At 68.6% G+C, this 12,497-nt stretch carries 9 protein-coding genes; 5 read left to right on the top strand and 4 right to left on the bottom strand.

The annotated features are described in order from the left end of the window. The 5 genes from AB0E69_RS26200 to AB0E69_RS26180 form a co-directional block, all read left to right on the top strand. A partial coding sequence (locus AB0E69_RS26200) for a tyrosinase family protein (RefSeq protein ID WP_360151252.1) occupies positions 1–1,703 on the top strand: 1,703 nt, incomplete at its 5' end. A gap of 49 nt (positions 1,704–1,752) precedes the next feature. Continuing rightward, a complete protein-coding gene (locus AB0E69_RS26195; protein WP_360151249.1) occupies positions 1,753–2,454 on the top strand; it encodes a DUF2182 domain-containing protein in 702 nt (233 codons plus the stop codon). A gap of 50 nt (positions 2,455–2,504) precedes the next feature. Further along, positions 2,505–3,839 (top strand): S8 family serine peptidase, encoded by a 1,335-nt coding sequence (locus AB0E69_RS26190; protein WP_360151246.1) that lies wholly within the window; start codon positions 2,505–2,507, stop codon positions 3,837–3,839. A 71-nt stretch (positions 3,840–3,910) separates the two neighbouring features. Continuing rightward, the gene (locus AB0E69_RS26185) at positions 3,911–4,231 is read left to right on the top strand and encodes a hypothetical protein (protein ID WP_360151243.1); all 321 of its coding nucleotides are present in this window, start codon (positions 3,911–3,913) and stop codon (positions 4,229–4,231) included. A 236-nt stretch (positions 4,232–4,467) separates the two neighbouring features. Next, entirely contained in the window at positions 4,468–6,591 is a 2,124-nt protein-coding gene (locus tag AB0E69_RS26180) for a DUF4157 domain-containing protein (RefSeq protein WP_360151240.1), read from the top strand. Here the strand turns inward: AB0E69_RS26180 and AB0E69_RS26175 are convergent. From AB0E69_RS26175 to AB0E69_RS26160, 4 genes are read right to left on the bottom strand one after another with little or no spacing between them, the layout of a single operon-like run. Further along, on the bottom strand, positions 6,581–9,445 hold the full coding sequence (locus AB0E69_RS26175) for a lantibiotic dehydratase (protein WP_360151237.1): 2,865 nt from the start codon (positions 9,443–9,445) through the stop codon (positions 6,581–6,583). The two genes, AB0E69_RS26180 and AB0E69_RS26175, sit on opposite strands and share 11 nt — an antisense overlap. Then, positions 9,442–10,674: a lanthionine synthetase C family protein gene (locus AB0E69_RS26170; RefSeq protein WP_360151657.1), complete on the bottom strand. Its 1,233-nt coding sequence runs from the start codon at positions 10,672–10,674 to the stop codon at positions 9,442–9,444. Before AB0E69_RS26170 ends, AB0E69_RS26175 begins: the two co-directional genes overlap by 4 nt. Positions 10,675–10,676: 2 nt before the next feature. Continuing rightward, positions 10,677–11,015: a hypothetical protein gene (locus tag AB0E69_RS26165; protein WP_360151234.1), complete on the bottom strand. Its 339-nt coding sequence runs from the start codon at positions 11,013–11,015 to the stop codon at positions 10,677–10,679. Beyond that, the gene (locus tag AB0E69_RS26160) at positions 11,002–12,483 is read right to left on the bottom strand and encodes a tail fiber domain-containing protein (protein WP_360151231.1); all 1,482 of its coding nucleotides are present in this window, start codon (positions 12,481–12,483) and stop codon (positions 11,002–11,004) included. The genes AB0E69_RS26165 and AB0E69_RS26160 overlap by 14 nt, the downstream gene beginning before the upstream one ends. Positions 12,484–12,497 lie beyond the last annotated feature (14 nt).

Here is a 12,497-nt window from a genome sequence, read left to right as displayed (position 1 = left end):
AAGACAACCAATACATCCGCGTCACCCGCGGCGACACCGGCCCCGGAACAGTCGACCCCGGATACCCGGCCCCGACCTCCAACTGGGGATGGCCCGCCGGATTCGGCGCCAACGGTATCGACGCCGCGCTCTATTCACACACGAAGTGCTACTTCTTCAAAGACAACCAATACATCCGCGTCACCCGCGGCGACACCGGCCCCGGAACAGTCGACCCCGGATACCCGGCCCCGACCTCCAACTGGGGATGGCCCGGCGCGTTCGTCGCGGACCTCGTCCGCCGGGACGCCTGGGACCTGGAGTCTGCGCAAACCTTCGACCCCATCACCCTTGCCTACGCTCGAGCGATTCAGGTCATGCAGGCCAGGCCGGTGGCCGATCCAACCAGCTGGGCCTACCAGGCCGCGATCCACGGCACTTTTGCGGCACCGCCGGCGGGCGCAGAGTGGAACGGATGCCAGCATCGCGGCTGGTTCTTCCTGCCCTGGCACCGGATGTATCTGTACTACTTCGAGCGAATCGTGCGTAAGGCAGTCCGCGACCTCGGTGGACCCGCCGACTTCGCGCTCCCGTACTGGAACTACGACAAGACTTTCCCCAGCAATACCTTGCCACCGGCGTTCCGTGCGCCGACGCTTCCCGACGGCACAGCCAACCCCCTCTTCGTACCCGCACCCGGCCGTAACGGAACCCTGATGACGGGCGGTCAGGTACCGGCCACCGCGACAACGAGCGCGGCGGCGATGTCGATGACCGACTTCACGGCCCCGCAAGGCGTGCCCAGTTTTGGCGGCAGTCGGGTGGGACCCGCGCACTTCGGCAACGGCATCGGGCAACTGGAATCGACACCGCACAACGTCATGCACCCGACGATCGGTGGCGGGCAGGTAGTCAATCCCTGCCGAGGTGCGTTGATGACAGATCCCAACTGCGCGGCCCTCGATCCGATCTTCTGGCTGCATCACGCCAATATCGATCGGCTGTGGAACAACTGGCTCGAGCTCCCCGGCCGAGCAAACCCGGTTGAGGCCGGCTGGCTCAACCAGGCGTTCGTCTTCCACGACGAGACCGGTACGCAGGTGACGCTTTCGTGCGCAGACGTCGTCGACACCGCAGTACAGTTGAACTACGCCTACGACGACGAGATCAGAGCCCTCCAGAGGGAGGTCGAGTTGGCCGCAGCAGCACGGCCGCCTGAACGCCCGCCCGAACTGGTGGCAGCGAGCGAACATCCGCTCGAACTCGTCGGGAGCACCGCTTCGGTGCGGATGACGGTACCGGCGAGTGCGCGGGCCAGGACCGCTGCGGCCGGCGACGAGGGCGCTGTTCTGGTCAGCATCGACGACGTCGAGGCCGACCGCGATCCCGGCCTCGCGTACGCCGTATACCTCGATCTTCCTGGCAGTCCCGAGAACGAGCGTCACCACATAGGTAACGTCTCCTTCTTCGGATTGACCGAGATGAACGACCCCGACCGGCCGCACGAGGGCCACGCCGGGTTCGGGCAAACATTCGACGCGACCGCGGCGATCCAGGCGCTCCGGCGGCAGCAGCGCTGGGACCCAGCCTCGCTCAGCGTGACCTTCGAGCCGATCGAGGTGCTTCCACCACCAGGCGAGGAACTCTCCGCGGCGGCTCAGGCCGAACGGGCGGCCGCGATACAACCGGTTCGAATCGGTCGGGTCGGTCTGTTCGTGGCCTGACGCCACCATGTACGACGTCCTCGAGGGTCGACGCCGGATCGTTGCCGCAATGCGGTGGCGACCCGAGTGGCCGTTCGCGCTCGTCGTCGCTGCTGCGTGGACCGCGGTGGTGGCCGGCGTCGGGGTGCACACGGAACACGCTCAGATGCACGACCATCATCCGGGCCACAGCATGCAGGCATCACCCATGCCGTGGCTTCCCGCTGCATTGCTGGGCTGGACAGTGATGTCAGTTGCGATGATGGCCCCGATCGCCCTACCGGCTGTGCGGCACGTCGGCCTGAACAGCATCCGATCCCGTCGCCGGTGGGCCATGTCGATCTACTTCGCTACCTACGTCGCGATCTGGGTCGTCGTCGGTGTCGTCGCCTCAGCCGTCGCGGAGGCCATCAAGATCGACAACCGCACGCTCTTGGCCGTTCTGCTGGTCGTCGCCGCGGGCTGGCAGCTCACCAGCATCAAGCGACGCTCCCTGAACCGCTGCTGGCGCACGGTCGCGCTACCTCCCGTGGGCCGTCGCGCGGACGCTGCCTGCGCCCGATTCGCCTGGCGGCAAGCCCTCCGCTGCCTGACGTCCTGCTGGGCGCTCATGGCCGTCATGGCTGCGGTCCAGCAGGCAGCCGTGGTCTGGATGATCGCCTTGACCGCGCTCATCGCAACCGAGGAGCTGACCCTCTTCGGCCGCCGCCTGCTGGGGTTGACAGCAGCCGCCCTGTCCGTATTTGCCGGCCTCGTAGTTTTTGGAAGCTGAAACGCCATGACCGCAGCCGGAGAGTACTCCGGCATCCATGAGGGGGAACCATGTCAACCGCAATCGCGCAGGAACTCGAGACCAGCGGCATCGCCTCGGTCATCGTCGTACTGAAAGCCGCACCCGGCGGGACCGCCGCGGCGAGCGCCGGCGATCTGTCCAAGTACTTCACGCACTCGGAACTCAGCCAGGAGACCGCGATCGCGCTCGCGGCTGCGGACCTCGCGGGGACATTCACAGAGCAGCGGATCCCCAGCAGATCGCGGAAGCGGGCAGAGGAAACGCTGGCCGCAGCAGCATCCCTGGAGCACCGGCCCGCCGTCCTGCGGGCGGACCTGCCCGAGCTGGAACCTCTCCCACCGGTGCGCTACTACCCCAACCTCGGCGTGGCGATCGGCACTGTCGACGAGCAGGGACTCGCTGCCCTGCGCGCGGACAACCAGGTCGCCGAGGTCGTCGGTACACCTCAGATTGGGCTGATCCACCCCGTGGCGGTACGGGCTGCCGGCCTTCGATCAACGCGTACGTGGGGCCTGAACGCCCTGGGCGTGCCCGAACTGTGGGCCGACGGACTCACCGGCAAGGGCGTCCGGGTGGCCCATCTCGATACCGGCGTCGACGGATCGCACCCCGGTCTGCAAGGCGCCATCGCCAGCTTCGCCCAGTTCGATTCCTTCGGGCGGCAGGTCGTCCCCGATCCGCAGCCTTTCGACACCGCCGAGCACGGCACTCATACGGCGGGCACGATCGCGGGCCGACCGGTCAACGGCCACAACTTCGGAGTCGCGCCTGGAGCGACGCTGGCGAGCGCCGTCGTGATCGAGGGCGGACAGGTGGTGGCGCGCATCGTCGCCGGCATGGACTGGGCCATCGGCCAAGGTGCGCGGATACTCAGCATGTCCCTGGGCCTGCCCGGGTGGTGGGACGACTTCCAGAGCCTGACCAGCATCCTTCGGCTCCGCGGGATCCTTCCGGTGTTCGCCGTCGGCAACGAGGCAGCCGGCACCAGCCGCTCACCAGGCAACTATCCAGAAGCAGTCTCGACGGGAGCAGTGGATCGGTCCGGCAACGTCGCCTGGTTCTCTTCCAGTCAGCGGTTCGACCGGGTGCTCGATCCGACAGTGCCTGATCTCGTCGCACCGGGGGTTGGCGTCATCTCCGCCCGGCCCGGTGGCGGGTTCCAGGCGATGGACGGTACGTCGATGGCGACCCCGCACGTCGCGGGACTCGCGGCCCTGCTGCTGGAAGCGAAACCGTCCGCCACCGTCGACGAGCTCGAGACCGCGATCTTGACGTCGTGCAGCCGCGAGCCTGGACAGTCACCCGATCGGGTCGGACACGGTCTGCCGAACGGCCCGATGGCGTTGACGATCCTCAATCCTTGAGGTCCGACTGCCCCGGTCGGTCGGCCCGGTTACGATGTCCTGGAAGGCGTTCCAGCGAAAGTGGGCCCGCTATGGCCGAGGAGCAACATCAGGCGCGAGCCGATCCCGAACTACTGCGCCAGCTGGACGATCGCTCGGCAGCCGCCGAGCCGGTCGTCGCGGTGTTCGCGCTCCGCCACCCGCAGGGCGTCGTCCTCTCTCCGGACGAGGTTGAGAGTCTGACGAGCAAGCTCGTCCGACGCGTCGAGCGCGAAGGCGAATCCGACGTCAAGGACGTCAACGTCTTTCAGAATGTCGGGATGTTCGCCGTGGCGGCCGATCCGTCACTAATCCGGCTCTTCCTCGAACAACCCGAGATCGAGTCAGGAGTCGCCAATCAGCAGCGGGACTGAATCCGAGGGTCTCGCTGGTTGCTGGGGAGTTTGGAAGCGCGCAGACTCGCGGTAGGGGTGAGGGGGCGGCTATGCGGGTGTTTGGGCCGAAGGCTGAGGTGGGACTGGAGGGGGCGGGGGAAGCTGCAGCGATCGTGCGGCGGAGTGAGTCGGCAGTCGTTGGGCTGCAGCGGCAGGTGGGGAATCAAGGGGTTCGGCGGTTGCTGGCCGGTGAGGGGCCGGGGGCTGTTGGGCGCGTGGATGATTCGGGTGAGGTGGCTGCTGATCGGGTGGTTGAGCAGGTGGTCGGTACGACCGACGGGTCCGGCGGTCAGGTGGCGGGTGGTCGCACGCTGTCCGGTGATGGGGTGACCGGTGCGGCGGGGATGGGATTGCCGGGGCCGGTGCGGGGGTTCTTCGAGGGGCAGTTGGGGACCGGACTGGGCGAGGTTCGGGTGCATACAGGGCCGCGGAGTGCTGAGTCGGCCGCCCGGTTGGGGGCCCGGGCCTACACGGTGGGGAACGACATCGTGTTCGGGCGCGGGGAGTATGCGCCGGGTGATGCCGGTGGGCGGCGGTTGCTGGCCCATGAGCTTGCGCATGTGGTGCAGCAACGAGGGCTGCCGAACGCTCCGATTCAACGGCAGCCGGTTGCGCCTGGGCAGGTGTTTGCGGACACGGTTGATTATGAGCGGGTTGCGAAGGACGTGCGGAAGGGGATAGCAGGCTGGGGGACGGATGAGGAGGGGGTATATCGCGCGCTGCAGCGGGTGGGGCGGGATCCGGAGGCGGTGAAGCGGCTGAAGGACAAGTATCGGCAGAAGTACAAGATGGAGCTGGTCGAGGACATTCGGGGCGACTTCAGTGGGAGTGAGCTGGAGTATGCGTTGCAGCTGATCAACATGGGTGACCCCAACAGTGATCAGGCGATCCAGAGCACGCTGCCGACGGATGGCGCCGGCTGGGTTGCGGCGGCGAAGCGGTTGCGGAAGGCGGTGGAGGGGGCGGGGACCGACGAGGAAGCGATCTACGCGGTGCTGCTCCCGTTCAACCGCGACATCTACCAGCTCGACGTGCTCAAGACGTACTACTCCGAGCTCTACCACGAATGGCTTCCCGACCGGCTGCGCTCGGAGATGAGCGGGTCGGAGCTCGACTACGCGCTCTGGCTGCTGGGCCTGCAACCCACCGACCGGCACAACAAGGACGCCGAGGCGAAAACCCTCGAGGTACTGGCGTACATCAAGACGGAGGCCGCCGCGCGGGCCAAGGTGCCGGGCAGCATCAACACGGGTTCGGACTTCTACAAGCGGCTGTCGACGAAGTACCTCGCCAACTATTTCGCCTCCCCCACCGCGGCCAAAGGTAAGGAAGCGGCCGAGCAGCGGATCGGCGCGCCGCTCGAGGGGGCGATGGCGGACGTCGGCGGTCACGAGGAACTGGTGGTGAGGACGAAGGGTGGTCCCTGGCGGTTGCCCGCGAACGACTGGGAGCGCAAGGCGATCAGCTGGCTGAACCGGCAGGAGCTCCCGGCCCAGCTCGACCGGCTGAAGGGACTGCCGATGTTCCGGAACATCCTCGCGCTGCCGTCCAAACTGGGCGCCGCGACCGACATCCTCGGCATCGAGAACACCGCCCATCTCCGGTACCTCGACATCCCCTTCCTGATCGGCGAGCCGAACACGGAGATCAACGACTTCGACGCCGACGTCCGCGGTGGCGGCAAGAACATCTCGCAGCTGATGCACTGGGCCACCGGCGTGAAGTACGCCGCCCAGAACCAGCTCGGGCTGCGCGAGCTCTTCCTGGCGTACGAGCTGTGGCACCTCGAGGGGTTCGAGGTGTTCGGGCAGGACTCGATCAACGACATGATCGCCGAGAACGAGGGCCGGATGCTCGGCGCGGAGCTGCTCAAGGGCAGCGCCGGGGCGCTCAAGAAGAAGTCCGACCTGAAGCCGTTCCTGAACCGCTCGTTCCGGGAGTCCCGGGCCTGGATCGGGGCGTTGCTGCGGTACCGGCGCGCCGCGCTCGACAAGTGGATCACCGCCAAGGAGCAGCAGCCGGCGAACATGCACTACATGGAAAAGGATGCCGTCTGGCACTCCTTCACCGTGTACCAGCAACTGGTGAACGGCGCGAGCGTCGCCGACGTCAAGGCGTCCTGGTTCGTCAACGCCGTGATCGAGATCTACACGCTGCTCTACGAGGCCGACGAGTGGGAGAAGGTGCACGGACCGATCGTCCTGACCTCGCTGGAGAAGGCACTCATCCAGGGCAAGCTCGACTCCATCCTCGAGGTGATGGCCAAGGCCGAGGTGGGCAAGGCCTCCACCGGAGACCTGCTCAAGGCGAAGTCCCAGATCGACAACCTCAAGAAGTAGCGCCGAAGGCAGCGAGCGAGCGGAGCGTTCGGGTCAGCAGACCAAGCGTCAGTTGTTCGGCGGCGTGGTCCAGGCCCAGCCGGTTGGCGTGCAGGTGGAGCAGGCTGGCGGCAAGGGTTTCCTGATGCCCTGAGGGCAGGGACGCAACGAGCGGGCTCAAGGCCTCGCGGCGGCGGGCCAGGATCTCGGTGATCGGTTCCCAGGGCTGCTGCAGCAGGGACCTGAGGTGCTGTTTGGTCTCGCGGAAGCGCTGGCCGGCGGTTGGCGTCTGGTCGGCGAATTGCTGAGCCCAGCGGAGGTCGTCATTGGTCAGCGAGCGAAGGAAGTCGGCCATGCTGACCAGCGCGAGCTCCACGCGGTCGAGCTCCCGGCCGGCGCGCAGGAGCCGGCGGACCGCTGCGCTGTCGTCGCAAGCGATGGACTCGCAGATCACGGTGGTTTCCGGTCCGCCGTACCGGGCGACCTCGCGTTCGTACGTGCGGAGCTCGAAGCGGGTCCGGGTTCCGGAGGCGATGGCGTACGCCGCCCATCCGCTCAGCTCCGGCAGGACCTTGTCGATCAGCACAGCCGGTTCGCCGTGAAGACGTAGGCGCAGTTGCCGGTCCGGGTCGGCGTACCGGACGAAGAACCAGCCGTCGGCGTCGCCGCTCTCGACGAGGCCGTCCGCCAACGCGCCGAGCGAGCCGACGAGCAGCTCGTCCTCGGTCCGTTGCGGGCCGTCGAGGGCGACGTAGAGCCAGTCGGATCCGGGCGTGCGCAGGACGTCGGAATCCTTGCGGAGCATCGGGGTTCGGCGGATCGGAGTAGGCGACAGGGCCTTGGTGCGCACGAGTGGTACGACGAGCTCCGCGATGAGGTCGCCCCGCGGGCCGGGCAACCAGCCATCGTCGGGACCCGGCAACGCTTCCTGGACGGTCACCGAGCTCTGCCGATCCATTGCCTCCCGCAACTGTTCCTGGTGCGAGCTGTCGTCCAGATCGAGGAGCAGCCGGTTGTCGCCGCTCGCCAGATAGACCAACCGCGGGACCTTCCACTGCGCCCGCCACGCGTCGACTGACGTGTCGCGACCCAGCTGCCACTGCGCAGGACACAGCACCACCCGGCCGTAGCGGACGCGCGGCAGGAACGGCATCCCGGTCATCGGTCCCCAGTCGAAGTCCGAGAGGTACGTCGTACCGTCCGAGGTCAGGTCCAGCAACGCCCGGCAGACCGGCGGAGCCGCGGACGGATTCAGCATGTGCCCCGCGGTGAGGAGCAACGGGCGGTCCCGAGTGTCCCACCACACCCGGAACCGCCCGTCCTCCAGTCCGACGGACAACTCGTCCACATGCACGACCCGATCGGGCGCGACCGTCGACGCCACTCCGACCGGCAGTTCGTAGTCCCGCAACAACGGCCGTACGGCGACATTCGCCGACCGGGCCCGCAGCGGCCGATACACCAGCTCGGCAACCACGGGATCATCGCCGCGTTCGGCGGCCTCCGCGGCGACCACCTCCGTCAGCAACTCGCGGGCGTCCGCGCCGAGCAGGTCCGCGAAGCGGCCGAGCCCTCGCCCCGCCTCCTGCGCACCGAGGTTCGGCCCGACCATCAACAGGTAGTCGCCCCGGTCGATCGCCGTCCGGCTCCGCGCGGCGACGAGGACACTCAGCTCAACGGAGACCGGTAACCGATCCGGCTCGACGGCCCAGTTGGACATTCGCTCGATCAGCGCGTCGTCGAGGACGACCTCGTGGCTGCCGTCGCGGATCGCCCCAGCCGCCAGATCCCGCAGTACGTCGGCTCGCCGATCGCGCGATCCACTGCCGTGGCCAGCGTGCGCCGACGGCGGACCGAGGCCGAAGCGTGGATCGAGCAGCTCGAGCAGGGGCACCCGGCAGTCGTCGCCGTACCGGTTGTGGAACGCTGCGCGATAGCCGGCCAGCGGTGACCAACCGGGGTTCGGGTGCAGCTTGAACAGGGCGTCGACGGCGTGGCGGACATCTTCGGCGACGAGCCGAGCGACCCCGGTGCGGGACAGCGGAAGGCTGGTGTCCACCTGCACCTCTGCCAGTGCCCTGGCCTTACCGAGTGCTGCGGTCGGCGCAGGGGCGACGTCGACACGGCGGCAGGCGGCCGCAACATCCGCAAGACCAAGCGAGCCGGGCGAACCGGCGACGCTCAAGAGACGAGCGAGCGGGTCGCCGATGAGCGGTGGCAGGTGCGCAGGCAGCAGGAGCTGCTGGGAGATCAGCTCGTCGAGGAGCCGGTCGACCTTCTCGACGGTCGCGGACGGGCGTTCGTCGACGATCTGTCGGGCCAGTTGTTCCAAGGCGATCCCGCTCCCCCGGGCCAGTGCCAGAGCGAGGCGTACTACCGGGGTTGCGCGGACCGACACGTCCGGGCCGGACCGCAGGCCGCCCGTGCCCGGGTCGGTGAGGTAGATCCGGCCGGCATGCTCGAACGCGCAGGTGTTGGCATAGACGCGCTGCACCGTCTCCCGAGTCAGTGCCTTCGACAACCACTCCATGTCCGGCCGGGTGCGCGTCGGCCGCCGGACCGCCTCGACCTCGAGATCGGTGCGATCCGCCCACCGCGCAACACCGACCGCAGCGAATCCACCGAACGGTGTCGGGCGGGTGGCGGCCCGGATCAGATACCGCTGCAGCGCGGCCAGCGCCGCGGCGGACGCCGTGGCTGCGGAGGGGTTCAACGCGTCGGCCAGGTCCGGCGAGGCGACCGTCACCGCGAACTCAACCTCCGCGTCGGCCCACCACCGCTCGGCGTCGAGGTCCTTGCCGAGCCTGGCGAAGGTTGCGGCCGGCAACAGTGGCGCGCGGACGGCCAGTGCGGTCAGCACCCGGTAGTTGCTCATGACAGCAAGAACATTCGGTCCCAGCCCGGCGACTCGAGCAATGCCAGCGCGATTCCCGGCGCGCCGTCCAGCAGTCCTGGATGGTCGACGAGTACGCCGCCGGGCTCGCGACCGCGTACTCCGAGCAGCGAGTCCGGATCGAACCCCGCCTCCAAGCCGGCACCCAACTCCGACGCAGTGCGAGCAACCTCGACATCACCAAGGTCCGCCGCGAACCGCCGCAGTACCTGAAGCAGCCCCGCACGGCCGTGACAGAACGTTGGCGTGTCCAACCACCACTGCTCCGGGGGCCGCCGCGCGATCCCGCGGATCGTGTCGGCTGCCAGGTCCCGCCAATCCGCACGGCGCAACGCAGTACCCGCCAGCCAAAGGCTCCGAGACACCCCGACCGCCCCGTAGCACCAGGCCGCTCGCCCCGCCACGCCCGCAGGCGACGTGCCGTCGAGGGAGACGGCGTCGGGCCAGTCCGGCGTGCCGGCCACCGTGGTTTGGTGGTCGACGAGCCAGTCGGCGGTGCTCTCGACGGCCTGTCTGCTCTCCGGCACCTCCACACCATCGAGCAAAGCCAGCGACAGCAGCGCCAACGGCCCTGGCGCACCGTGAGCGAGTCCGCAGTTGTGATGCCCGCTCGGGTACGCCGTACGCAGCGAACCGGCCGCCAACTCGACTGGCGTGTGCCACCGTCGAGGATGGCCAACGCCGGCCAGCAACCGCGCAAGACCGGACAGCGCGCGAGTCAGCGCGTCTTGCTGCGTAGGCCGAGACAGCAGGTAGACGCCCACTCCGGTCAGCCCCGAGACAAGATCGTGGTCAGACGCAGCGCAGCCATCTGCGCCCGCCAACCGCGCGGCCGCGTCCTCGACGTACGGCTGCAGCGTCGCATCGACCGTCTTCAGCAGACGCGCATACCGCGGACGGCCCGCAGCTAGCCGCACCGCCGCGAATCCAATCCCAGCCAGCCCGGAGAACAGCGACAGGTCATGCGGATCGGCCACCGCCACCGCCGCTGCGAGATGTTGATGACCCCTCCGATCCCAACCCTGGTTCGGATCGCGGCGATCGAACTCCGCGCAGAGCAGCGCGATCCCCGCGTGCCCCTGGGCCAGGCTCGCAGGTCGCCACGGCAACAGATCGGCGTACTGCGACTGCCTGGCCGTCGCGGTGATCGCCGCAGCCAGGATGGTCGGGTCGGCAACCCGCACCGCAATGCGTTCGGCGACCACCGACATGCTCACGGCTCCTGGCAACCTGATCGACAGGTGAAGCAGTGCGTGTTTGCGAAGGTCTGGTGGTGACAGGTCTCGTGGCAGGTGGCTTGGCAGGTCTCCCGACAGGTTGCGCGGCAGGTCGCCTGACACGTGGCATGGCACGTGTCCGGACAGGTCGCGTGACACGTGGCCGGGCAGGTCGCGTGACAGGTGTCCGGGCAGGTCGCGTTGTTCGTGTTGCACGTCTCGCCCGGGATCTCGCGCCCGGTCGGCAGGTACAGCACGATGCCGTGCTGCTCGAGCTCACCGAACACCAGATCGAGGTCGAACTCGTCCAGCTCGGGAGAGTCATCCGCGAACATCGCGCCGGTCCTCCAGCTCCGCCACCCGCTCCGACAACTCCGCCGCAACAGCGCGCAATTCGTTGACCGCCCCAACGAGTACGCCGGCCAGACCCGCGTAGTCGACCGCCATCAACCCGTCCGGACCCATCGGGATCACCAGCTCCGGCAGCGACTCGGCGACCTCCTGTGCCACCACGCCCGCGTGCCGCCGGACCGGCGTCTCGAGATCGGCCTGCGCCGGCACGAACGTCACCGCCCGGACGTCGGCCAGCCGGTCGAGCACGTCCCCGAGCTCGCGGACGTCGGACTTCACCCGCAGGTCCGACGGGTTGCAGAAGGTGTTCGCGCAGATCGTGCCGGCCACGTCGAGCTCGAAGGCCGGGTTGGTCTTCCGCACCCCGATCCGACCGTCGACCAGGACGTTGCGCGAGACGACGAGATCGATGCCGATCGTCTCGGTACCGTGCACGGTCAGGTTCGACCCCAGATCGGCGCCACCGCTCACCGACAGCGTGGTCAGCGCCGCGCCGGCCGCTGTCAGTTGCCCTGCCAGCGCGGCGTTCCCGACCACTGCCAGGTCGCTACCGGCGGAGATCCGGCCCGCGACCGCGAGGTCGCCGGTGGCGGCGGTGTCACCCGCGATGGTCAGGTCTCCGTCGGTCTCGATCCCGGCGGCGACGGTCAGCCCGGCACCGAGTGCAGTCGGACCGCCCACGCGCAGGCCGGCGGCGATTTCGACGGCGCCGTTGCCACCCAGGACGGAGAGCGCCCGGCTCGCCGACGGGAGCAGATTGAGATCGACTCCACCGTCGGTCCGGACCGCCAGCTCCGCGGCCGGACGCTGACCGACGGTCGGTCCCGCCGGATCGAGGCCCGGCAAACGCAGCTCCAGCCGACTGGCCCGCATCCCGACGTACCGGCGCGCTCCCGGATCGAGTGCGTCGACGACGCCTCCGGTCCCGAGACTGACGACTGCCAGCACGAGCTGAAGCCCGTCGTCGACGTAGGTCGCCGGGTCGACCAGTCGCAGCCACGGCGCCTGGTTCAGCACCAGCAACCCCGACGTCGCCTCCTCGACCTCGCGCCAGGTGATGGTGAAGAACAAGTCCCCCGCCAGCCCGGTGGTGTCGAACGCGACCCCACTCGCTTCGACCTGCACGGTCGGGATGTTCTGTACGCCGCCCGGCCCGACGAACGGATCCACGATCGCCAGGCCGCCCTCGGCCAGCACCACGATCTGCCCGCTCCCGTCGAGGGCGACGCCCGGGGCGACGGTGATCGCGGTCTCGCCGGCCGTGGCCGACACCTGCAGGCCGTCCGCGACGCCGTACCCGTAGGTGGCGGCGGTCCGGGCGGCGTCCGCGGCCAGGATGTACCCCTCGACATCGGTGCGCGACTCCGCGCGCGACGTCATCCCCGACCGCGGCGTGGGATTCGGGCCGCTGACGTTCCAGTACTGCGTCCGGACCAGGCCTGTGGCACTCATCGACGACTCCCCTC

Origin of the sequence: Kribbella sp. NPDC026611 (assembly GCF_040638345.1) — a bacterium.
Taxonomy (GTDB): domain Bacteria; phylum Actinomycetota; class Actinomycetes; order Propionibacteriales; family Kribbellaceae; genus Kribbella.
Note: the sequence above shows the minus strand (reverse complement) of the source record. Positions and strands in the feature narration are given on the sequence as shown.